Annotated in this window: 20 protein-coding genes; all 20 read left to right on the top strand. The window is 40.3% G+C overall.

Features of this window, described 5'->3' with window-relative positions:
* Positions 1-498 precede the first annotated feature (498 nt).
* The 20 genes from galU (JOC74_RS10170) to gmd all read left to right on the top strand — a co-directional run bounded on the left by galU (JOC74_RS10170) (position 499) and on the right by gmd (position 20953).
* Positions 499-1380 carry a UTP--glucose-1-phosphate uridylyltransferase GalU gene (gene galU / locus JOC74_RS10170; RefSeq protein WP_053604465.1) on the top strand — a complete coding sequence of 294 codons (882 nt, stop codon included), beginning with the start codon at positions 499-501 and terminating at the stop codon, positions 1378-1380.
* A 67-nt stretch (positions 1381-1447) separates the two neighbouring features.
* Positions 1448-2086: a sugar transferase gene (locus JOC74_RS10165; RefSeq protein ID WP_053606124.1), complete on the top strand. Its 639-nt coding sequence runs from the start codon at positions 1448-1450 to the stop codon at positions 2084-2086.
* A 30-nt stretch (positions 2087-2116) separates the two neighbouring features.
* Complete coding sequence (locus tag JOC74_RS10160) at positions 2117-3316, top strand: glycosyltransferase (protein ID WP_053604464.1); 1200 nt, start codon at positions 2117-2119, stop codon at positions 3314-3316.
* A 246-nt stretch (positions 3317-3562) separates the two neighbouring features.
* A complete protein-coding gene (locus JOC74_RS10155; RefSeq protein ID WP_053604463.1) occupies positions 3563-4651 on the top strand; it encodes a glycosyltransferase family 4 protein in 1089 nt (362 codons plus the stop codon).
* The gene (locus JOC74_RS10150; protein ID WP_053604462.1) at positions 4648-5802 is read left to right on the top strand and encodes a glycosyltransferase family 4 protein; all 1155 of its coding nucleotides are present in this window, start codon (positions 4648-4650) and stop codon (positions 5800-5802) included. Before JOC74_RS10155 ends, JOC74_RS10150 begins: the two co-directional genes overlap by 4 nt.
* Before the next feature lie 26 nt (positions 5803-5828).
* The gene (locus JOC74_RS10145; RefSeq protein ID WP_053604461.1) at positions 5829-6890 is read left to right on the top strand and encodes a glycosyltransferase family 4 protein; all 1062 of its coding nucleotides are present in this window, start codon (positions 5829-5831) and stop codon (positions 6888-6890) included.
* Positions 6887-8299, top strand: coding sequence for a lipopolysaccharide biosynthesis protein (locus JOC74_RS10140; protein WP_053604460.1), 1413 nt, complete (start codon positions 6887-6889; stop codon positions 8297-8299). Before JOC74_RS10145 ends, JOC74_RS10140 begins: the two co-directional genes overlap by 4 nt.
* Positions 8296-9393, top strand: coding sequence for a polysaccharide pyruvyl transferase family protein (locus JOC74_RS10135; RefSeq protein ID WP_053604459.1), 1098 nt, complete (start codon positions 8296-8298; stop codon positions 9391-9393). Before JOC74_RS10140 ends, JOC74_RS10135 begins: the two co-directional genes overlap by 4 nt.
* Entirely contained in the window at positions 9390-10772 is a 1383-nt protein-coding gene (locus tag JOC74_RS10130; protein ID WP_053604458.1) for a sugar phosphate nucleotidyltransferase, read from the top strand. Before JOC74_RS10135 ends, JOC74_RS10130 begins: the two co-directional genes overlap by 4 nt.
* Before the next feature lie 18 nt (positions 10773-10790).
* Positions 10791-12107, top strand: coding sequence for a UDP-glucose dehydrogenase family protein (locus JOC74_RS10125; protein WP_053604457.1), 1317 nt, complete (start codon positions 10791-10793; stop codon positions 12105-12107).
* A 623-nt stretch (positions 12108-12730) separates the two neighbouring features.
* Complete coding sequence (locus JOC74_RS10120; RefSeq protein WP_211086141.1) at positions 12731-13099, top strand: CpsB/CapC family capsule biosynthesis tyrosine phosphatase; 369 nt, start codon at positions 12731-12733, stop codon at positions 13097-13099.
* A gap of 193 nt (positions 13100-13292) precedes the next feature.
* A complete protein-coding gene (locus JOC74_RS10115) occupies positions 13293-13997 on the top strand; it encodes a sugar transferase (RefSeq protein WP_053604455.1) in 705 nt (234 codons plus the stop codon).
* Between the two features lie 54 nt (positions 13998-14051).
* Complete coding sequence (locus tag JOC74_RS23920) at positions 14052-14174, top strand: hypothetical protein (protein WP_264080134.1); 123 nt, start codon at positions 14052-14054, stop codon at positions 14172-14174.
* A 716-nt stretch (positions 14175-14890) separates the two neighbouring features.
* Entirely contained in the window at positions 14891-15637 is a 747-nt protein-coding gene (locus JOC74_RS10110; protein ID WP_053604454.1) for a YveK family protein, read from the top strand.
* A complete protein-coding gene (locus tag JOC74_RS10105; protein WP_376773376.1) occupies positions 15627-16325 on the top strand; it encodes a CpsD/CapB family tyrosine-protein kinase in 699 nt (232 codons plus the stop codon). The genes JOC74_RS10110 and JOC74_RS10105 overlap by 11 nt, the downstream gene beginning before the upstream one ends.
* A 30-nt stretch (positions 16326-16355) precedes the next feature.
* The gene (locus JOC74_RS10100; protein WP_053604453.1) at positions 16356-17120 is read left to right on the top strand and encodes a tyrosine-protein phosphatase; all 765 of its coding nucleotides are present in this window, start codon (positions 16356-16358) and stop codon (positions 17118-17120) included.
* A gap of 281 nt (positions 17121-17401) precedes the next feature.
* A complete protein-coding gene (gene galU, locus JOC74_RS10095) occupies positions 17402-18283 on the top strand; it encodes a UTP--glucose-1-phosphate uridylyltransferase GalU (RefSeq protein ID WP_053604452.1) in 882 nt (293 codons plus the stop codon).
* A gap of 18 nt (positions 18284-18301) precedes the next feature.
* On the top strand, positions 18302-18988 hold the full coding sequence (locus tag JOC74_RS10090) for a sugar transferase (RefSeq protein ID WP_053604451.1): 687 nt from the start codon (positions 18302-18304) through the stop codon (positions 18986-18988).
* 12 nt (positions 18989-19000) lie between these two features.
* Entirely contained in the window at positions 19001-19942 is a 942-nt protein-coding gene (fcl, locus tag JOC74_RS10085; RefSeq protein WP_053604450.1) for a GDP-L-fucose synthase, read from the top strand.
* Positions 19943-19972: 30 nt separating this feature from the next.
* Positions 19973-20953, top strand: a complete 981-nt coding sequence (gene gmd / locus JOC74_RS10080; protein ID WP_053604449.1) for a GDP-mannose 4,6-dehydratase — start codon at positions 19973-19975, stop codon at positions 20951-20953.
* The last annotated feature ends 53 nt before the right edge of the window (positions 20954-21006 follow it).

Here is a 21006-nt window from a genome sequence, read left to right as displayed (position 1 = left end):
ACAGCAGGCGTTCGAGATTTGCTCCCTGCAACAAGAAGCAAATCTCGGGCGCAGGCAGATGCTCACTATTAGACAAGCTGTTCGTTTTGGTGCCTCACAACGAAAAAAAGAGGCGTAAGACAAAAAAGCCCCATAAAAAGAATATGTCTCGCGAAAGGTTTGAAATAAAGTGCTTGTTAATCTGGATGTTCTTTATTCAGAACGATACATACAAACAAATCAACAGAACGTACGTTATAACATGATTTTGGGTGATATCTCATAACCCTTATCAAGTGAGGTACTCGGTTGTGCTGTGGGTGTGAAGCCTTGCACCTTAGACGCTGGTCGTCAGAGGCAGAATGTGAGGGCGGGTTCGATGCCCGATTACAGCGATTCCGAGAGTAAATAGACAATGGATTTCTAGGATAACACTATCTTTTGTCTTTTTACCTGGGAAGATATTTATTATCCTCTGAGTTAAATAGACGAAAAAACGTGAAAAGGGAGAGATAATTCATGAAAAAAGTAAAAAAAGCAATTATTCCCGCTGCAGGTCTTGGTACAAGATTCTTACCCGCTACGAAAGCGATGCCAAAGGAAATGCTTCCCATTGTCGATAAGCCGACGATTCAGTACATCATTGAAGAAGCCATTGAGTCAGGAATTGAAGACATCATCATCGTAACAGGAAAAGGTAAGCGTGCGATCGAAGATCATTTCGATTACAACTTTGAGCTTGAGCAAAGCTTAATCGAAAAGAAAAAATTTGAGCTGTTAGAAAAAGTACGCCATTCATCTGAAATCAATCTTCACTATATCCGCCAAAAGGAACCGAAGGGATTAGGGCACGCCGTTTGGTGCGCACGTAAATTCATCGGAGAAGAGCCATTTGCTGTGCTTCTTGGCGACGATATTGTTCAAGCAGAGACACCTTGCACAAAGCAACTCATCAATGAATACGAAAAAACCGGCTCATCCGTTATCGGTGTTCAAACTGTTCCTGAAGAACAAACATACCGCTATGGAATTATCGATCCGGAATCCAAGGATAAAGATCTTTACAAGGTTACAAAGTTTGTTGAAAAGCCTGAAAAAGGAACTGCTCCATCGAACCTGGCGATCATGGGAAGATATCTGCTGACTCCGGAAATTTTCACGTATTTAGATAAGCAGGAAAAAGGCGCAGGCGGAGAGATCCAATTAACCGATGCAATTCAAAAGCTGAACGAAGAGCAAGCCGTATACGCGTACGATTTTGCTGGAACCCGTCACGATGTCGGTGAAAAATTTGGATTTATTAAAACCACCATTGAATTTGCGCTCCAGAAAGAGGATATGAAAGACGAATTACTATCCCTTATGGAAAACCTGGTCAATCAGTCGAAAATTCAAATTTAATAAGGGGGAAAAGACATTGTCTGATTTTGCGAATCCAGGTACCCAAAGAAGAGATGCATCTGCTGCCATTAGCTTGACACATGATGATATACAGACTAGCTCAATCTATCGAGTTGGAAAACGGACGATCGATTTCACGGGCGCGCTGTTTGGACTCATTTTTCTTAGCCCGTTATTTTTGATCGTTGCCCTATTGATCAAATTAGAAGATCCGAAGGGACCTGTCTTTTTCACACAAATTCGCGTCGGCAAAAATGAGGCACCGTTCAAAATCTATAAATTTCGTTCAATGGTCAGCAACGCTGAAGAGCTGCTCGCTGACCTCTTGAAGCACAATGAGGTTTCAGGAGCGATGTTTAAAATGAAAAAGGATCCGCGGATCACGAAGATCGGACGGATCATTCGCAAAACGAGCATTGACGAACTGCCGCAGCTCATCAATGTATTAAAAGGCGAAATGAGCCTTGTCGGTCCAAGGCCGCCGCTTCCGAGAGAAGTCAATGAATATACCCAGTACGACAAGCAGCGTTTGCTTGTGACTCCGGGCTGTACAGGGCTCTGGCAGGTGTCCGGCCGCTCAAGCATCGGCTTTGAAGAAATGGTCGAGCTTGATCTTCACTATATCCGGACCCGGTCACTTTGGAATGATATGAAAATTGTTTTTAAAACGGTTTTCTTGTTAGTCGGATCAAAAAACGCAGCCTAAAATTTTTGACTCGCGGTAGGGGGATTCAATATGGCAAGAAAATTAAATATCTTATTTGCCAGCCATACGTATATGGGAGGCCCATTTGTTGTAGGCTCCCATCATCTTGCGAAGGAATTGAGCAAGCAGGGAAATGACGTCTATCATATCAGCACTCCCATCAGCCCGTTTCACTTATTGAAAATCAGAGAAACGGAGAACAAAACACGCTTTAAACGATACTTCCTTGGAGAAAAAACGGTCAAGGTGAATAACCACCTGCGAGACATCCTCGTTTGGTCGATGGTTCCTTGGCAATTATCGACGAAGCAATTCGCAAAAGACGGCAGAAACTTATCCCTTGGCGGTGTGAAAAAAACGATCAGAAAAAACAACATCCGCGATATCGATATTCTCTTTATCGACCAGCCATCGCTCATTGGCATTGAAGAAATCATTAAGCCGAAGCTGCTCATCTTCCGGCCGACCGATTTAAATGAGTACATGACAGGCGATCAGCATATCGGCAAAGCGGAGGCGTTACTAGTCGAGCGGGCGGACGGCATTGTCGCAACGTCGATGCCGGTCCTGGAAAAAGCGAAGGAAATCAACAAAATTCCGGACAAGCCCTTTGCCTTGATCGAAAACGGCGTCGAGTATGACCACTTTCTCTATCACCCGAAAAACGTGAAGGAGCGAACCGACTCACTGATTCATATCGTGTATGTCGGGGCGCTGGACGAACGCTTTGATTTCGAAGCAATCAGGTATATCGTCGACACGATGGAAAATATCAAGCTGACGGTCATCGGACCGATCAATGACCGCTTCAAGAAGAAGATCTACAGAAATGATCGGATTTCTTATCTTGGGGCCAAGGATTATTCAGAAATTCCGTCTTACCTGCACAATGCAGACCTTGCCATATTACCGTTAAGCGACCATCCGTCGAATAACGGGAGAAGCCCGATGAAGCTGTACGAATTTGGAGCGGCGGGCTTACATGTGGTCGTAAGGAAGACGGATGAGATTAAGAGAAGGAATTTAAGCTTTGTTCATATGTACGAGGATTTCAGGGAAATACCCGCACTTATTGACAAAATTGATCTTTCTACGAAGGAAAAAATTAAAACAGCAAAGCTATCCGAGCCTTATTCGTGGAAAAGCAATGCTGAAAAAATACTTAACTTTTGCGAAGGAATTTCTTATCAATTGCCCCAAAATGAAAGGGATTTTCATAGAGAAGCTTAAAGTGAATCTTCAATCAGTGGGGGGGGTCGACGCATAGGATATGCTAGTGAAGGATTTGCAACAGGACATTGCGTAATTAGCCTTCGTACTTTATATCCCCCACTGATTGTTAGATGAACCAATCGGGCTTTTACGGGCAGTTAACCCCCCACCTATTTCCTTCGACTCTCGGAACCCTGAGGCGGAGGTCTTACTGCCCGTTAATGCGGGATAAAATGAATGAAATGACAAAGGGGGCAATGACCCGTGCGTGAGCTAATTGTTGATGCAAGAATGATTAACGCATCCGGAATCGGAACCTATTTAAAAAACATTTTGCCTTACATGTTTGAAAGGTTCAAGAAGCAAGACAACGTTCGAATTACGCTACTTTATAATTCGGAAGACAAAGAGACCATTCAGAAGTACAGTGCAAAAGGCACGGATATCAAGCTGGAAGCCGTCGATAAAGGCATCTACTCGATCTCCGAGCAGCTGTATTTCTTGAAGAAAAAATACAGCAAAAATACGGTGTTTTGGTCCCCTCATTACAACATTCCTTACTTTTACAATGGGGACTTGATCGTAACCGTCCATGATGTTTATCACTTGGACGATCCGCTCGGTACGTTATCCAAAGCGGAAAAAGCATACGCAAAAATCTTTTTTACGCGAATCAGGAAGAAAGCGAAAAAAGTCATTACGATCTCAAACTTTTCGAAGGACAGACTGCTGGAGCAGGCGAAGATCAAGCAAAATGTCGAAGTGATCTACAACGGGGTATCCGATGTATGGAGACAGTACGAAACATTTGAAGCGAAAGGCTTTAAGTATTTCATCTATGTCGGAAACGTTAAGCCCCACAAAAATCTTCAAGTATTGCTTGCCGCTTTTACAGAATTGAAGCTTCCAGATTACAAGCTTGTAATCGTAGGAAAAAAGGAAGGCTTCATTAATGGAGATCAAGAAACGAGCTCGCGAATCGATAACGAGAATATCATTTTCACAGGCAGAGTCAGCGACGAAGAACTCATGTCGTATGTGAAGTCGGCAGAAGCGCTTATTTTCCCATCATTGTATGAAGGATTCGGACTTCCGCCGATTGAAGCGATGGCGATGGGCTGTCCGACGATCGTTTCGAATGCGGCTTCGATTCCTGAAGTCAGCGGAGACGCTTCGCTTTATTTTGACCCGTTAAACAAGGAAGACTTAAAGCAGCAAATGCTGACGCTGATCAATGATGACAAGCTTAGGGCTGAGCTTGTGAAAAAAGGCATCGCCCATGCTGAAAAATTCAAGTGGAAGGATGCGGCTAAAAGCACAATTAAGATCATAGAGGAAGTGGTGTTGAGATGAAGGTAGCTATTATCCATGACTGGTTAACGACATATGCCGGCGCGGAAAAAGTATTGGAAGAGATTCTGAAGATCTATCCGGAAGCGGATGTGTTTTCCACGGTTGATCATTTGGAAGATAAGGATCGCGCGTTTTTGCAAAATAAAAAAGTAAACACCACCTTTATCCAAAATTTGCCGTTTTCTAAAAAGAAATACCGCAACTACCTGCCGCTTATGCCGTTTGCGATCGAGCAGTTTGATCTTTCGCAATATGATCTGATCCTTTCAAGCTCTTATGCTGTAGCCAAAGGAGTCATAACGGGACCGGACCAGCTGCATATTTCGTACGTCCATTCCCCGATCCGCTACGCATGGGATCTTCAAGCCCAGTATTTAAAGGAAAGCAATTTAACGAAGGGGCCGAAAAGCTTGCTAGCCAGGTACCTGTTATTTAATATCCGTAACTGGGATTACCGGACGGCAAATGGTGTAAATCACTTTTTATCGAACTCCGATTTTATCGGGAAACGGATTGAAAAGGTCTACCGCAGACAATCAACAACGATCTATCCGCCGGTAGACGTCCACCGCTTCCAGATGAAAAAAGAAAAGGACGATTTCTACGTAACCGCATCGCGGATGGTACCTTATAAAAAAATCGACCTGATCGTCTCGGCGTTTTCAAAAATGAAAGACAAAAAGCTGATTGTCATTGGCGACGGGCCAGACTTCAAAAAAATCCACGCGAAAGCGGGAGACAACGTTCAGCTGCTCGGCTACCAGCCATACGAAGTCCTGGTGGATCATATGCAGCGGGCAAAAGGATTCGTCTTCGCCGCAGAAGAGGATTTCGGGATTACGCCTGTTGAAGCTCAGGCGTGCGGAACACCGGTCATCGCTTTCGGAAAAGGCGGATCGTTGGAGACAGTTAAATCGATTGACACAAGCACGAAACCGACTGGAGTGTTTTTCGAGCGGCAGGATGAGGAATCAATTATCGCGGCCGTCAAACGCTTTGAAGAACACGGCCATTTAATCAATCCGGTCTTCTGCAGAGAGCATGCGATGCGGTTTTCGCCGGAAACGTTCCGAAACGAGTTAAAAAGCTTTGTCACGGAAAAAACGAATGAGTTCTACCAAACACAGAACAAGATTAGAAACGCAAACTAGTTTTACTGAATGGAGGCCGGCTAACCATGCGTGTATTTATGGAACCTAAAGAAAATCCCGGCAACAGTTACAACCATTTATTATCTAACTCGTTGGAGCAAAAAGGTGCCGACGTCATTGCGTTAAATAAGAAAACGATCATCAAGGTGTCCAAGGGCGATATCGTCCATTTTCACTGGCCTTCCCATCTGTACAGTGGGAATTCGCCAATCAGTACCGCGATTAAATCCGTTACCTTTATGGGGATTCTGAGCTACTTCAAGCTAAAGCGGGCGAAAATCGTCTGGACGATGCATAATGTGTGGCCGCATAACGTGAAAAAAACGCGATTCCAAAAATGGTACCGATCGCTCGTTTGCTCGTTCATGAACAAAATCATCATCATGAACCAAGGGCTGTCGGGTGAAATCAGCCGGCAATTCAACGTGGATACTGGCAAAATTGACGTGATCAAGCACGGGCATTACATCGGCGAATATCCGTCAAAGCAAATCGATGTCCGAAAGCAGCTGAATATTAAGGAAACCGATTTTGTCTACGGTTTTATCGGCGCTATTTCTCCGTATAAGGGAGTCGAAGACCTGATCGAACAATTTCAAAAAATCGAAGGGGATCACTTAAAGCTCTTGATTTGCGGTAAGGTATCGAAAAGCTTCAACAAAGAGATATTCGACTCAATTAATGACGACCGGATCATCTTGAAGCTCGAATTCATACCGGATGATGAGCTCCATGACTATTTAAATGCGCTTGACGCGATGGTGCTTCCTTATAAAGTGATCACCAATTCCGGATCAGCCATCCTGGCGCTTTCCCATCACGTCCCATTAGTGATTCCTAATGTGGAGACGCTGAAGGAATATATTCCGGAAGGATGCGCCGCTTATTTCGATAAAGGTGATTCTGCAGGCTTAAGAGACGCCATGCGTGACATTACGAAGCTGGACAAGCAAGAGTATGAAAAGGAACGGGCGAAGCAGATCAAAGAGTTAAGCTGGGAAAACATTGCCGAACAAACGATACAAGCCTATGAATCAACCTTTCCGCTCGTTGCGCGTGAAAAAGAAGGGAAAACGGTTAAATCATGAGCAGAGAAAAGAACTTTATGAAGAATATCCTGATTTATACGATCGGCAATTTCTCGTCCAAGCTGCTCGTCTTTATCATGCTTCCTGTCTATACCTATTATCTAAGCGTCAGCGAGTACGGCCAGTTTGACCTGATCGTCACGATTGTCAGCCTGCTCCTTCCGCTCGTTTCCTTTCAAATGAGTGAAGGAATCTACCGGTATTTATTAGATGCTAAGAATGAGGAAGATCAAGCACGGGTCATCACGAACGGACTTCTCGTTGTCTTTAGGAATGTCCTCATCTTCAGCTTAGGCTTTGCTTGTGTGAATTTCTTTGTCAAAATTGACTATTTCTTTTTGATTGAAGGCTATTTATTAGCACTGGTGCTATCAACCGTTTATTTGCAAATTGCCCGGGGGCTGAAGCGAAACCTCGAGTTTGCGATTGCGGGGATCGTCTCAACAGTTGCCAACGTTACCATGAATATCGTCTTAATTGTCGTTTTACATTTAAAGGTGGAGGCGCTCCTTATCTCGGTCATCACGACATCGGTCACGATCGTCCTGTACATCGAAATGCGGGTGAAAGTCTTAAGATTCATAACGTTCAAACTAATTGCGGGCGATGTGACGAAAATGTTAACCCTTTACTCGCTCCCGCTCATCCCTAATTTAATCAACTGGTGGGTGATGAATGCATCCGACCGCTTGGTGCTGAATTACTTTATCGGGTTTGAAGCGAATGGGGTTTACGCCGTCGCTACCCGGTTTGCCACGATCATCATGGTGATAAACCAAATATTTTATCTCTCGTGGCAGGAGACTTCGATTACGGAATACAACTCGAAGGACCGGAATGCGTTTTATTCGAAGATGTTTGATAAGTATATGAAGTTTCAATTCAGCGGCTTGTTTGGTTTACTCGCCTTCAGCTTTCTCTTAATCGCATATTTCATCGACGGAGATTTTAAAGAAGCCTATTACTATATGCCGCCGCTGTTTATTGCGATGATGTTTTCGGCGTTTTCCTCCTTTTACGGGACGGGTTTTCAAAGCGCCAAGGAGACGAAGGGTGCCTTTTACAGCTCGATTGCCGGCTCGGTCTGCAACATGATCTTAAACTTGATTCTCGTTCCGCAAATCGGAATCATGGGCTCGGCCATATCAAACGCGACATCGTTTTTCGTCATGTGGGTGCTCAGAATCTATCAAACAAGAAAATATTTCTCCATCACGATCGATTTCAAGATGCTCGGTTCCCTGTTTATCCTGCTTGCAGGTTTTCTTGTGATCTATTATTCAAATGTCTTTGCGCTAAAGATAGCTGCGGTAATAGCCGCGCCAATCCTGTTTTTGTTTTTGAATAACTGGATGGTAAAAGGTATTTTTCGAAAAATAAAATTTAGCCCGGTAAAGGAGAAACTATGAGAATCGTATTATGGGGTTATTACGGAACAAACTACGGCGACAATATCATGATGGATACGATCGTAAAATTTCTAATTTCTAATGACGTCAAAATTACGCTTGTCGATTTATTCAAAGGGAATTTGAAAGAGATGTATAAAGACGAGCCGCGAATTGAAGTCGTTGAATTTTACCGATTAGGCAAGGTGAAGAAGCTGATGGCCCTGCGCAATTTCGCAAAAGCGGAGCTTAATCTGTGGGGCGGAGGCACGATCTTTACCGATGAAGACGGGGATGGAAATTACTCTTTCTTTTCCCTGGTCAAGCTATTCGGCGGGAAAATCGGCTATATCGGCGTCGGCATCGGAAACTTGACGAAGCAGGAACGAGTGAAAAGGACAAGATATCTTTTAAACGCAAGCTCGTTTCTCGTCTTCAGAGACAGTACATCGCTGTCCCGCGCCAAAGCGATTTCTGACAAAAACACGTACCATTTAGCAGAAGATTTGTCGTATCTGTTTTTTGAAACGGTGGCAAAGGATACGGAGCAGCCTGCTCATCCTGAACCATATATGTTAATCACATGGCGGAACCTGAAAAGGTATGTACCTGCTGAAAGGGAACAGTCGTCAATGAAAGCTGTCGTAGCTTGTGCCAAGCACGATTTGGACAACAACATCATTCAGAAGGTTGTGCTTTCGCCAATGGATACTAGACACGACATCGAAAGCTGTCAGATGCTGATGAAGCTGCTTGATGAAGAGAGCATTCCGTACGCTTATGATGATTCGACAGATTTTGAGTATATGACCAAGCTGATCAAGCACGCGACGATCCACTATTCCGGCAGGCTGCATGGCAGTGTCGCTTCCGAATACTTCGGCATCAATACAGTCGCCATGTGCTACAGCCCGAAAATGGAGTACTTTTATCAATCGATCAAGGCGGATAACTATATCAATATAACGGAAGAAGGGATGACACCTGATGCTTTAATGAAAAAGGTGGGCCGCAACTCAATTAGCTTTGACGAAAAGATCGCAAGCTCGTACAACAATATTACGTATTTTGACAATTTCTTAAAACAAAAGATCATAGGAGGGCAAGCAATATGAAATTGATTCTTCTTTCAGGCGGTTCAGGAAAAAGGTTATGGCCACTATCTAACGATTCCCGTTCAAAGCAGTTCTTGAAAATTTTAGAAAACGAACAAGGCATCGCAGAGTCCATGGTTCAGCGTGTATGGAATCAATTAAAGAATGTTAATCTGTCCAACAATACCGTCATTGCAACAAGTAAATCACAGGTAGATATGATCCAAAGTCAGCTAGAAAATGAAGCAGGTCTCATCATCGAGCCATGCCGTCGCGATACGTTCCCGGCCATCGCGCTTGCAGCAAGCTTCCTATACAGTGAAGGCGGAGTGAACCCTGATGAAGTTGTTGCCGTACTTCCTGTCGATCCCTATGTACAAAATAACTTTTTTGATAAAGTCAAAGAGCTCGAAACAGTCATAAGCGAAACGAACTCCGATTTGGCCTTAATCGGTGTCACACCGACGTATCCATCTGAAAAATACGGCTATATCGTTCCAGAAGCGAATAGCGGTGATTCAGCGTACTCCTCTGTTGAACGATTTACGGAAAAACCGAAGGAGAATGTCGCAGAAGAGCTAATTGAAAAAGGAGCGCTGTGGAATTGTGGCGTGTTTGCCTTCAGACTTCGCTATGTCCTATCAATTTTAGAGCAAAAAGGGTATCCGACCGATTACTTCGAATTGCTCGCTCAATACGAATCATTCCCGAAAATCAGCTTTGACTACGAGGTTGTTGAAAAAGCGGAGAAGATTTCAGTCGTTTCCTACGACGGCTACTGGAAGGATCTTGGAACTTGGAATACGTTAACGGAAGAAATGAGTACGAAGCAGCTTGGCAAAGGCGTCATCTGCGACAAGACACAAAACACGCACCTTATTAATGAGCTCGACATTCCGGTTACTGTGCTTGGCGCAAACAATTTAGTCGTCGCCGCTTCACCGGATGGGATTTTAGTCGCTGAGAAGGAAGCGAGCCCGCAAATCAAAGAACTTGTCTCTGGATTTGACCAGCGCCCGATGTATGAAGAACGCCGCTGGGGCTGGTACAAAGTTCTCGATTATACAAAATTCGAGGATGGCTCAGAAACGCTGACAAAACGAATCGGCATCGCTCAAGGCAAAAACTTAAGCTATCAGCAGCACTATCAACGCAGCGAGGTATGGACCGTCATTAAAGGTTACGGCGAATTTATTTTAAACGATCAAATTTTCCAGGTGAACCCGGGAGATGTCTTGGAAATCCCAGTATCCGCGAAGCATTCAATCCGTGCGATCAGCGAATTGGAAATCATCGAAGTACAACGCGGCTCACAGCTTGTTGAAGAAGATATCATCAGACTAGAAACCGATTGGGATGCCATTTTAGAATCCATTAAAGCGGCTACCGTAGCCGGATAAAAAGGAGCGGAAAAATATATGAAAATATCAATTGTAGGAACGGGATATGTCGGCTTGGTAACTGGCGTCAGTCTTTCGGAAATTGGCCATCACGTGACGTGCATTGATATCGATGAAGAAAAAGTCAATAAAATGAGAAACGGCATCTCGCCGATTTTCGAACCGGGCCTAAACGAGCTCATGACAAATAACATCGCCAAAAACAGACTTCGCTTCGAAACGGATTATGAAATTGGCTTTGCTGATGCAGAGGTCATTTTCATCGCCGTCGGCACACCGCAAAAAGAGGACGGCCAGGCAGAACTGAAATACGTAACTGCAGTAGCCGAACAAATCGGCGAAAACGTGAAAAACGACGTCATCGTCGTCACGAAAAGTACGGTTCCAGTTGGCACGAATGACTATATCTTAGATACGGTGAAAAAAAATCTCGCCCGTCCGGTGAAAATCACTGTCGCCTCCAATCCTGAATTCTTAAGAGAAGGCTCAGCCATCCAGGATACATTCCACGGCGACCGCATCGTCATCGGAACAGGCGATCAACAATCGGCAGACAAGCTGGAAAGCATCTTTCAACCGTTCGGTATTCCGATCTACCATACGGACATCAAAAGTGCTGAAATGATCAAATATGCATCCAACGCGTTTCTTGCAACAAAAATCAGCTTTATCAATGAAATCTCAAACATTTGCGAGAAGGTCGGCGCGGACATCGAAGCCGTCGCCACCGGAATGGGACAAGACAAACGAATCGGCAGCCAATTCCTAAAAGCCGGCATCGGCTACGGCGGCTCCTGCTTCCCGAAAGACACAAGCGCGCTGGTGCAAATTGCCGGAAACGTCGCTCACAACTTCGAGCTGCTTAAATCGGTTATTCAAGTGAACAACAAGCAGCAAGCATTACTCGTACAAAAAGTCATCACCCGCCTGGGCAAAATCCAAGGCAAAAAAATCGCACTGCTCGGCCTAGCATTTAAACCGAACACAGACGACATGCGGGATGCGCCATCGATCATCATCGCCAAACAACTCGATGCGTTAGAAGCCAACATCACCGCTTACGATCCAATCGCAACTGAGCATGCAAAACGAATCCTTCCTGACACTGTGGAATATAAAGACAGCATCGAAAGCGCAATTAAAGATGCGGACGCTGTACTGATTCTAACTGACTGGAAGGAAATCAAAGAATTCCCGCTGGCAAAGTATAAAGAGTTAATGAAGGCTCCTCTTATCTTTGACGGCAGAAACTGCTTCGAGCTAGAAGACGGCTATCAAGCAGGTGTTGAGTATCACTCTGTAGGAAGAAAAAGTGTTGTTCCTGTTTGGAATTAAGAGTATTTGAAAGAAACCATCCTGTTCCACTTTTTTATTAAGTGGGCGGGATGGTTTTTTTTGTCGTTTTCTAATGTGAAAAATATCGGAAAATTTCGATATATCAATGTTTCAAGTCCAAAGACCTATTCAATACTCTATCAACTATTACGATAAAGGATAGATAAAATCTAAGAAAATTAAAAAAATTCAGGTAATTAGCTACTATTCATGTAAAGGTAAAGTCTTGTACGATTAAATAAAAAGTCTTGGGAAAAAGGATGGATCAGAAATCAGTGGCAGAAACTGTCGATCTTCTGAACAATCGGTTCGATTCAGCCTTATCCTGCTGGTTTCTTCCCCATGAGTGATAGAGGAAGGAAACATGGACTTATGTCATGTTTACACACCATCAGTCTTAACGGCAGTAGATGCGCAAATTTTAGGGAACCAAGTCAATGGATCCAAGCGGCAAAACGAATAAAGATCTGGTCGTAAAAGCAAAGGAAACATTAACCTCTTCAAAAAGCAAATTAATCAGAGCCGTACAAAAATGGAGTAAAATTCTTAATCTAATTATCACGGAAACAAGGAAGTTTCTGATTCTTTTCGGTAATCATAAGATCAAAAGGAGAGGGAGGAGTTTGTTAGATGACGGCTTCAAGTCCTTTGCCGAAAGCATTGAGATGGCAAAAGAAGCATGCAGCCAAGGGATTACTACAATAATAAGTATTCCCTTTGATCACGTCCCAAGATATGCTGTAAAGCTTCTGTTTAGTATTCAGATAAAAAGATATATACCCATTATCACACATACGGAAATAAACTGGAAAATCATGCTAAATCCGAAGCGATCGCTTAATCTAATAAAAAAAGGAGTAGAGTCTCAAGTTACAGCTTCCAGTCATGCAGGGAACTTTGGAAAAAACATAAAAAAATTTTCCCGGCAGCTCATTTATCATCAGATACACATAACCGAACAAACCGTCAATTTGAAAGCGGTTAAAATATGATTAAGAAAGTATTTGGGCAGGATTATGTTTAATTTTTCACAGAGAATTCGCAGTTTTTGAGCGAAGGAAAACGAATATTAAAGAGACGCCAAGTTGAAGTGAGAAGAAGGATGATATTATGGTTATTTTAAATATTCTATATGAAACAAGTGATGTTACTAGCTGATGAAAAAAATCGTAAAGGTGGAGTAATATGGACAACGCAGCTTCTAAAAATAAACCTTTAGTAAATGTAGAAGCAACTGATTCAAACAATTCACCCAATGTCACTCAAAAACAAAGTTTTCTTTATCTAGCAATTAAAAGAGTAGTCGATATTATAGGAGCTCTTGCAGGTTTGGTTGTAACTGCTCCAATGTTCATATTAATAAGTTTACTGTATTTATTTGGTGACAACAAAGGACCAGTCTTTTTTTGTCAAAATCGAGTAGGTAAAAATGGTCGAATATTTAAAATGTTTAAATTTCGTTCAATGATTGTAAACGCGGAGGCAGTATTAAAAAATAATAAAGATCTTTACAATAAATACTTACAAAATAATTACAAACTAATACCAGATGAAGATCCTCGTATAACAAAAATAGGACGATTTTTAAGAAAAAGCAGCTTAGATGAATTGCCTCAACTTATAAATGTTTTAAAAGGTGAAATGAGTCTAGTTGGTCCTAGACCGGTAATCCAAGAAGAGTTAAAAGAATACAATCATCGTTTAAAAGATTTCCTTGCTGTTAAGCCAGGGGTTACAGGTTATTGGCAAATTTGTGGAAGAAGTCAAGTAGGGTATCCGGAACGTGCAAATTTAGAGTTTTATTATATTGATCATCAAGGTTTTAAGTTGGATTTAAGGATTATTTTTAATACATTTATATTGGTAATAACCAGAATGGGAGCATATTAATAACAAAACTTGAAATACTGTATTTTAATAAGTGATATTGATTGGAGAAAGTATATGGGAAAAGCGGGTTTTTTAGATGGAGATAAAGCACCGGGATACTATGGTATTGGTCAGAAGATAGCATATGCAGGTTTTATGCAACCTATAGATCAAGCAGTATACCGTCAATATCTTTAAAGGAAGAAACTGTTTTGAGCTTGGAGACGGCAATCAAGCAGGTGTTGAGCATCATTCTGTATGAAGAAAAAGTGTTATTCCTGATTGGATCTAACAATAAAGAAAGATGTTTTTCCCCCATCCCGTACCACTTTATTAAGTGGGCGGGATGGTTTTTTTGTCGTTTTATTACGCACCGCAATGCAGATAAATTGTGGCATAGAAGCATTTTAGGTCTAAAGACCTATTAAATTCTCAATTTTCTCTTACGATAATTGATAGAGAAGGTCAAGTGAAAATTTAAATAATTCAGGGTACTTAGTTGCTATTCATGTAAAATTAAAGTCTAGTACAATGATATGAATAATCTAAAATCAAGAAAGGGGATTTAGTAAAAAAGGATGGCAAATAGAGAATATTTAACTCCTGAAGAAATCGAGTACAGGAAAGAGAGGAAGAAAAAAATTTTTTATCTGTTAGTGCCGATTTTTGCCACAATTTTAGGTGGGGGAATAACGTTGTTAATAGGGAACTTATAGCGCTTACATAAAATTTGAAAAAATCGGCACCTGTCAATTTGTGTCGATTTTTGTCATGAAAATATTGGGAAGTAGGTCTTTTCAAGTGAATATAAAGATGTATAATCAATATATATAAATATAAATGCCTAGTAAATATTATCTAAAAATAGTTTCTGGACATAGTTAATTAAGTACAAAAGCACCAAGGAGGACATGATGGAAGAAACTATCAATTTAAAAGAAATATTCTCGATATTGAAAAAAAGAATGTGGCTAATCATCATAATTACAATGATTGCAACAATGACGAGTGCAGCAGTCAGTTTTTTTGTTCTGACTCCTACATATGAGGCATCGACTCAAATTCTCGTGAATCAATCGAAATCGGATGAGCAAGCTTTTAATTACAACGAAATTCAAACAAACTTAGAACTAATTAATACATATAATGTCATTATTAAAAGCCCTGCTATTCTTCAAAAAGTGAAGCAAGAGTTGAACCTTGAAGACTCGGTTGAACAGATGAACAGCCAGATTTCCATAGAAAGTGAAAATCAATCTCAGGTTGTAAATATTTCTGTTCAAGATCCCAACCAAGCAAAAGCAACAAATATTGCGAATACGGTAGCTAATGTTTTTGAAACAGAAATTAAGAATATTATGAATGTAGACAATGTAAGTATTTTATCCAGGTCTGAAATAAACCCAAGCGCTGCACCTGTTAGTCCAAATATTAAAGTTAATATAGCGATTGCATTTGTTGTCGGCCTAATGGTGAGTATAGGACTAGCATTTTTATTAGATTACTTAGACAACACTATTAAGTCAGAAGAAGAAATTGAAAAAATGCTTGAATTGCCAGTGCTTGGAACGATTTCTAAGATCAACCGCGAGATGGAAATGAATACAAAGAAGCAAAAGAAATTAGAAAGTAATGTAAGAGGTGAATCTCTTGGCTCGTAATCACAGAAAAAATTTCAGATTGAATTCACGCAGCTTGATAACTATTATGGAGCCTAAATCTCCAAGCTCAGAGCAGTATAGAACCATACGCACAAATATAGAATTTTCTTCAGTCGATAAAAACGTTCGTTCCATTCTAATAACTTCAAGTGGACCAGGGGAAGGAAAATCAACAACTGCGGCCAATTTAGCTGTTGTGTTTGCTCAGCAAGGAAAACGTGTGCTTTTAATTGACAGTGATCTAAGAAAACCAACTGTACAATACACATTCCAACTTGATAATACGGATGGTTTAACAACTGTTTTGCTTAAACAAATGTCTTTAAAGACGATTGTCCAAAAATGCATGGTTGACAATCTAGATATTTTAACTAGCGGACCTATACCGCCAAATCCAGCTGAACTGCTGTCTTCGAAATCTATGGGTAAACTTTTGGAAGACGCCTATAAAATATATGACATCATTATTTTTGACTCACCTCCCGTTCTGGCAGTTACTGATGCTCAGATTCTTGCAAATCATACAGATGGGTCTCTATTAGTTGTATCCAGCGGGAAAACCGAAAAAGAGTTAGCCGTAAAGGCGAAAGAAGTGCTTTCTTCTACAAAGAGCAAGCTTCTAGGAGCAGTATTAAACGGTAAAAAGCTAGAGCAAAGCTCGTACTATTATTATTACGGCGGAAAGTAGAACATTAAATAAAGAAAGGGGGGCATGATCATGATAGATATCCACTGCCATATATTACCTGGATTGGACGATGGTCCGGAGGAAATGGATGAAAGTATAAATATGGCAAAAGAAGCTGTTTCTCAAGGTATTCATACGATCATCGCTACTCCTCATCATAAAACAGTTACATATAATAATGAAAAAGAGTCGATATTACCTCTTATTTCATCATTGAATGAAGAAATTAAAAAAGAGAATATTCCATTAAATATTTTTCCGGGACAAGAGCTTCGAATAAATGGCGAGTTAATTGATGAATTCCAAAACGATCGATTGTTAGGACTCAATCAATCGAAATATTTGTTGGTAGAATTTCCATCTGATCATGTCCCGCGTTATGCTGAAAAATTATTGTTTGATCTTCAATTAGCAGGTCTAACACCTGTTATTGCACATCCTGAACGCAACAAAGAAATAATAGAGAATCCTGATCAATTATATAAATTAGTTAAAAATGGTGCTTGTACACAATTAACATCCGCCAGTATAACAGGTCATTTCGGTAAGAAAATAATGAAATTTTCAAATCAGCTTATCGATGCATCCCTTGCACATTTTTTAGCATCGGATGCTCATAACTTAACAAATCGTTCTTTCCTTTTTGAGAAATCTTTAAAATCAGTAAAAGATAAATATGGTAATGATATGGTATATCTCTTTACAGAGAATGCGGAGCTGCTTTTTAAAAATCAATCAATTATTAAAGAGCCCCCGAAGAAGGTTAATAAGAAGAAAATACTTGGATTGTTTTAAAAAGTGATTCTTCTCGACTGTGAGTTCTTTATTAAGAACTAAATATTCGTTTTGAAGTTCATCTTAGGGTGATGCCTCCCAACCCCTATCAAGTGAGGCACTCGGCTTTGCTGTGGGTCATTGCACCTTAGACGCGAGTCGTCATTAGCAGAGTGTGAGGACGGGTTAGATGCCCAATTATTATAAATTAATATGTCCTTAGGTTAATTTGTCTCTTTACCTTTGAAGATAATATTTATCCTCTAAGTTAAAAAGATAAAGACAAAAAGGAGAGATAATGTATGAAAAAAGTGAAAAAGGCAATTATTCCAGCAGCTGGTTTAGGCACGAGATTCTTACCCGCAACAAAAGCAATGCCAAAGGAAATGCTGCCCATAGTTGATAAGCCAACGATTCAATACATTATCGAAGAGGCGATAGAATCAGGAATTGAAGACATTATTATTGTTACAGGAAAAGGAAAACGAGCGATTGAAGATCACTTTGATTACAATTTTGAGCTTGAGCAAAACCTGATCGAAAAAGAAAAATATGAAATCTTAGAAAAAGTAAGACAATCTGCTGCAATCAATCTTTATTATATTCGCCAAAAAGAACCAAAAGGGTTAGGACATGCTGTATGGTGCGCTCGAAAATTTATTGGAGATGAGCCGTTCGCTGTATTACTAGGTGATGATATTGTTCAATCAGAAATCCCATGCACAAAGCAATTGATTACAGAATATGAGAATACGGGATCTTCCATCATTGGAGTACAAACTGTACCTGATAATCAAACCTACAGATATGGAATCATAGATCCAGAAACAAAAATTAATGATTTATACAAGGTAACTCGATTTGTAGAAAAGCCTGAAAAAGGAACTGCTCCTTCTAATTTAGCAATAATGGGTCGATACCTTTTAACCCCTGAGATATTTGAGTGTTTAGAAAAACAAGAGTCAGGTGCAGGGGGAGAAATACAATTAACCGATGCGATTCAAAAATTAAATGAAACCCAGTCAGTATATGCTTTTGATTTTGCTGGGGTACGACATGATGTTGGAGAAAAATTTGGGTTTATAAAAACAACACTGGAGTTTGCTTTACAGCATGATGATCTTAGGAAAGACTTGCTTGTTTTAATGGATAAACTGGTAGAGGATTCAAAAGTTTATAGGTAGGAGAGAGGAGCGAGGTGGATGTCAGGATTTCCAGATGGTGGCGAGAAAATTCAAACATCATCTACACATCTATTAACTAAAACAGATATACACGTAAGTGTTACTTATTCACTTGGTAAAAAGATGATTGATATCACAGGTGCTCTTATAGGAATAATTTTATTAAGTTTAATATTTTTTATAGTCGCTATATTCATTAAGCTTGAGGATCCGAAAGGCCCAATATTTTTCAAGCAAGTCCGAATTGGGAAAAATGAAAAGCCGTTTAAAATGTATAAGTTTCGTTCTATGGTCAGCGATGCAGAAGAAAGATTAACGGAACTTTTAAAGCATAATGAGGTTTCTGGTGCAATGTTCAAAATGAAAAAAGATCCAAGGGTGACGAAAGTAGGAAAATTTCTAAGGAAAACAAGTATCGACGAGCTGCCACAGTTAATTAACGTACTAAAAGGAGAAATGAGCTTAGTTGGACCAAGGCCCCCTCTCCCAAGGGAAGTTGAGGAATATACAAATTATGACAAACAGCGATTACTAGTTGTCCCAGGATGCACAGGCCTTTGGCAAGCCAGCTCGAGAAATAGTGTAGGGTTTAAAGAAATGGTTGAATTGGATTTAGAATATATAAAGAAGAGATCATTGATATTTGATTCCTATATTATCCTAAAGACAATATTTATATTATTAGGTTCTAAAAATGCATATTAAAGGGTGAGACTTTTGGATAAAAACAAGAAAATCTATGTTGCTGGACATAGAGGTTTAGTAGGTTCTGCAATAAAGAGAAAATTAGAAACAGAAGGTTATGAAAATATAATTGTTCAAACGAGTAACGAACTAAACTTAATTGATAAAGAGAAAGTAGATCAGTTTTTTGAGAAAGAAAAACCAGATTATGTGTTTCTTGCAGCTGCAAAAGTTGGTGGGATTGTTGCTAACAACGAGTTTCCTGCGGACTTCATTAGAGATAATTTGCTCATACAAACCAATGTAATCGATGCTGCTTATCGAAACGGAGTAGAAAAGCTACTATTTCTCGGCAGTACTTGCATCTATCCCAAATTAGCTCCCCAGCCATTGAAAGAGGAGTACCTACTTACTGGTGAATTAGAACCTACAAATGAGCCTTATGCGATAGCAAAAATAGCAGGTATAAAAATGTGTCAATCTTATAATCGTCAATATGGAACTAATTTTATATCTGTCATGCCAACTAACCTGTACGGTCCGGAAGATAACTTTGATTTACATACATCACATGTGCTTCCAGCATTAATTCGTAAATTTCATGAAGCTAAAGAAACAAATGCTGATTCTGTAGAAATTTGGGGAACAGGTACACCTAAAAGAGAGTTCCTTTATTCAGATGATTTAGCAGATGCGTGTGTTTACTTGATGGATAACTATACAGGAAATGACATCATTAATATCGGGGTAGGGGAAGACATTGCCATTAAAGACCTTGCTGAAACTATTCAAAATGTAGTCGGATTTAATGGGAAACTAACCTTTGATACATCCAAGCCTGACGGAACTCCTAGGAAGCTTGTGGATGTTACAAGGTTAAACGATATTGGTTGGAAAGCACAAACCAATTTAAAAGAAGGTATTCAAAAAGCCTATCAATGGTTCCTTGAGAATGAGTTAACAGCAACTAAATAATAAATACTAAATAATGGAGATGATATATTAATGAAAACGGCGTTGATTACTGGTGTAACTGGACAGGATGGATCTTATTTAGCGGAACTTCTTTTAGAAAAAGGATATAAGGTGTATGCCTTAAGAAGACGAACAAGTACACCTAACTATGAAAACGTTGAGCATATTAAAGATCAATTAGATTGGATTGATGGAGACTTAACAGATTTGGCTTCTTTAATCTCAGCTGTTCAAATCTCGCAGCCAGATGAGGTCTATAACCTAGCAGCACAATCATTCGTAGCAACTTCTTGGCCACAGCCACTTGCGACAGCCCAAATTACAGCAAATGGTGTAACAAACATGCTAGAAGCTGTTCGTATAATCAAACCAGATGCTCGCTTTTATCAAGCTTCAAGCTCAGAAATGTTTGGGAAAGTGCTCGAAATACCTCAGAAAGAAACAACACCTTTTTATCCTCGTAGCCCATATGGAGTAGCAAAAGTATACGGCCATTGGATTACTGTTAACTATCGTGAAAGCTTTAATATGTATGCTTGTTCCGGCATTTTATTTAACCATGAATCACCACGACGTGGTTTAGAATTCGTAACTCGTAAAGTAACAGACGCCGTAGCACGTATTAAATTAGGATTGCAAAATGAGCTTAGAATGGGTAATTTGGATGCACAGCGAGATTGGGGATTTGCTGGTGATTATGTTAAAGCAATGTGGTTAATGCTTCAACAAGATACCCCGGATGATTATGTTATTTCTACTGGAGAAACACATACAGTTCAAGAGTTAGTTGAAATTGCTTTCAATCATGTTGGACTAAATTGGAGTGAATATGTAGTTATTGATGAGAAATTTGTACGTCCAGCGGAAGTGGATCTACTTTTAGGTGACTGTTCGAAAGCAAAAGAAAAATTAGGTTGGGAGTTAGAAGTTGGTTTTAAACAACTAGTTGAGATGATGGTGGATGAGGATTTAAAGAAATTACAGTCTGATAAGATTTCTCAACTAAACTAAGTTTTTAAAATAATAAAGTCATTACTTTACAGATCAAGTATTTTGATTCGAAT

The organism is Bacillus capparidis, from assembly GCF_017832095.1.
Lineage (GTDB): Bacteria > Bacillota > Bacilli > Bacillales > Bacillaceae > Bacillus > Bacillus gobiensis.
This window is presented reverse-complemented; position numbering and strand designations above follow the sequence as displayed.

What these genes read in the sequence shown, in the direction of transcription:
- JOC74_RS23920 (WP_264080134.1), top strand. Translation starts at nt 14,052, where the DNA reads ATGGGAAAAGCGGGTTTTTTAGATGGAGATAAAGCACCGGGATACTAT.
- JOC74_RS10125 (WP_053604457.1), top strand. Translation starts at nt 10,791, where the DNA reads ATGAAAATATCAATTGTAGGAACGGGATATGTCGGCTTGGTAACTGGC.
- JOC74_RS10135 (WP_053604459.1), top strand. Translation starts at nt 8,296, where the DNA reads ATGAGAATCGTATTATGGGGTTATTACGGAACAAACTACGGCGACAAT.
- JOC74_RS10130 (WP_053604458.1), top strand. Translation starts at nt 9,390, where the DNA reads ATGAAATTGATTCTTCTTTCAGGCGGTTCAGGAAAAAGGTTATGGCCA.
- JOC74_RS10160 (WP_053604464.1), top strand. Translation starts at nt 2,117, where the DNA reads ATGGCAAGAAAATTAAATATCTTATTTGCCAGCCATACGTATATGGGA.
- JOC74_RS10140 (WP_053604460.1), top strand. Translation starts at nt 6,887, where the DNA reads ATGAGCAGAGAAAAGAACTTTATGAAGAATATCCTGATTTATACGATC.
- gmd (WP_053604449.1), top strand. Translation starts at nt 19,973, where the DNA reads ATGAAAACGGCGTTGATTACTGGTGTAACTGGACAGGATGGATCTTAT.
- JOC74_RS10115 (WP_053604455.1), top strand. Translation starts at nt 13,293, where the DNA reads ATGGACAACGCAGCTTCTAAAAATAAACCTTTAGTAAATGTAGAAGCA.
- JOC74_RS10100 (WP_053604453.1), top strand. Translation starts at nt 16,356, where the DNA reads ATGATAGATATCCACTGCCATATATTACCTGGATTGGACGATGGTCCG.
- JOC74_RS10110 (WP_053604454.1), top strand. Translation starts at nt 14,891, where the DNA reads ATGGAAGAAACTATCAATTTAAAAGAAATATTCTCGATATTGAAAAAA.
- JOC74_RS10090 (WP_053604451.1), top strand. Translation starts at nt 18,302, where the DNA reads ATGTCAGGATTTCCAGATGGTGGCGAGAAAATTCAAACATCATCTACA.
- galU (WP_053604452.1), top strand. Translation starts at nt 17,402, where the DNA reads ATGAAAAAAGTGAAAAAGGCAATTATTCCAGCAGCTGGTTTAGGCACG.
- galU (WP_053604465.1), top strand. Translation starts at nt 499, where the DNA reads ATGAAAAAAGTAAAAAAAGCAATTATTCCCGCTGCAGGTCTTGGTACA.
- JOC74_RS10145 (WP_053604461.1), top strand. Translation starts at nt 5,829, where the DNA reads ATGCGTGTATTTATGGAACCTAAAGAAAATCCCGGCAACAGTTACAAC.
- JOC74_RS10150 (WP_053604462.1), top strand. Translation starts at nt 4,648, where the DNA reads ATGAAGGTAGCTATTATCCATGACTGGTTAACGACATATGCCGGCGCG.